This window comes from Streptomyces sp. NPDC057654 (assembly GCF_042800135.1).
Classification (GTDB): domain Bacteria; phylum Actinomycetota; class Actinomycetes; order Streptomycetales; family Streptomycetaceae; genus Streptomyces.
In genome coordinates, this window is the sequence record NZ_JBHVHQ010001422.1 from 1 (window position 1) to 1,247 (window position 1,247).

A 1,247-nucleotide genomic window follows, 5' to 3' on the forward strand; every position below is an offset into this window, starting at 1 on the left:
CGCGCACCTCGCGCAGCGTCGCGTCCGCGATGGCGCCCGCGCGCTCGTTGCCGGTGCGCAGCACCTCGCGGACGTAGCCGCGCTCCCGCGCGTACGCGGCGCGGCGGGCCCGCATCGGGCGCAGGTACTCGTTCACGGACTCGGTGACGACCTTCTTCAGCGCGGCGCCGCCGCCCGCGCCGATGGACTCGGCGACCTCGTGCGGGTCGCGCTCCTGGCAGAGGGCGGCGAGGAGGACGAGGCCGGAGACCTCGGGCCGGTTCTCGGGGTCGTAGGCGATGTGCCGCTCTGCGTCGGTCTTGGCGCGCTTGACGAGCTGTGCGGTCTCGTCCTCGGAGGCGCCGAGCGCGATGGAGTTGCCGCGGCTCTTGCTCATCTTGCCGCCGTCGGTGCCCAGCAGGTTCGGGGCGGCGGACAGCAGCGCCTGGGGCTGCGGGAAGATCTCCGGGCCGCCGTGCGCGTAGCGGTCGTTGAAGCGGCGGGCGACGGTGCGGGTGACTTCGAGGTGCGGCAGCTGGTCCTTGCCGACGGGGACGAGGTTGCCCTTGCAGAAGAGGATGTCGGCGGCCTGGTGCACGGGGTAGGTGAACATGAGCCCGCTCACGGCGGACTGCCGGGAGTGCGCGATCTCGTCCTTGACGGTGGGGTTGCGGCCCAGTTCGGCGACGGTGACCAGGCTCAGGAACGGCAGCAGCAGCTGGTTGAGGGCGGGGACCGCGCTGTGCGCGAAGACGGTGGCCCGCTCGGGGTCGATGCCGGCGGCGAGATAGTCCAGGACGAGGCCCTCGACATGGTCGCCGAGGCGGTCGGCGACGTCCCGGTCGGTGAGCACCTGGTAGTCCGCGACCAGGACGAACATCTCGACGCCGAGGTTCTGGAGCCGTACCCGGTTGTGCAGGGTGCCGAAGTAGTGGCCGAGGTGCATCGGGCCGGTGGGCCGGTCGCCGGTCAGTACGCGGTAGTCGCCGGGGGCGCGGCACACGTCGGCGTCGAGGGCTGTGGTGGACATCGGGGTTCTCCTCGCTGGATGCGCTGGACGCGCTGGGTCGGGAGCCGTACGGGGCGGCGGCCGACAGGTCGGAGAACGCACGAAGGCCGCCCTTGCGGACGGCCCGTGGTCGTGTCTGATCGGAAGCCGTCCCGCTAGGACGGCCACCAGCTCTGACACGGAGAAAAATGCATACGGCAATGATAGCGCCCGGCGCGGGGAGCGGTCACCTGGCTCGCGGCGCGGGCGGCGGTCACTG

1 protein-coding gene is annotated in these 1,247 nt (G+C 72.0%); it reads right to left on the reverse strand.

Features of this window, described 5'->3' with window-relative positions:
• Positions 1 to 1,009 (reverse strand): tryptophan--tRNA ligase (gene trpS / locus ACFU99_RS44065; protein ID WP_384404472.1); only part of this gene is annotated, 1,009 nt, incomplete at its 3' end.
• Between the last annotated feature and the right edge of the window lie 238 nt (positions 1,010 to 1,247).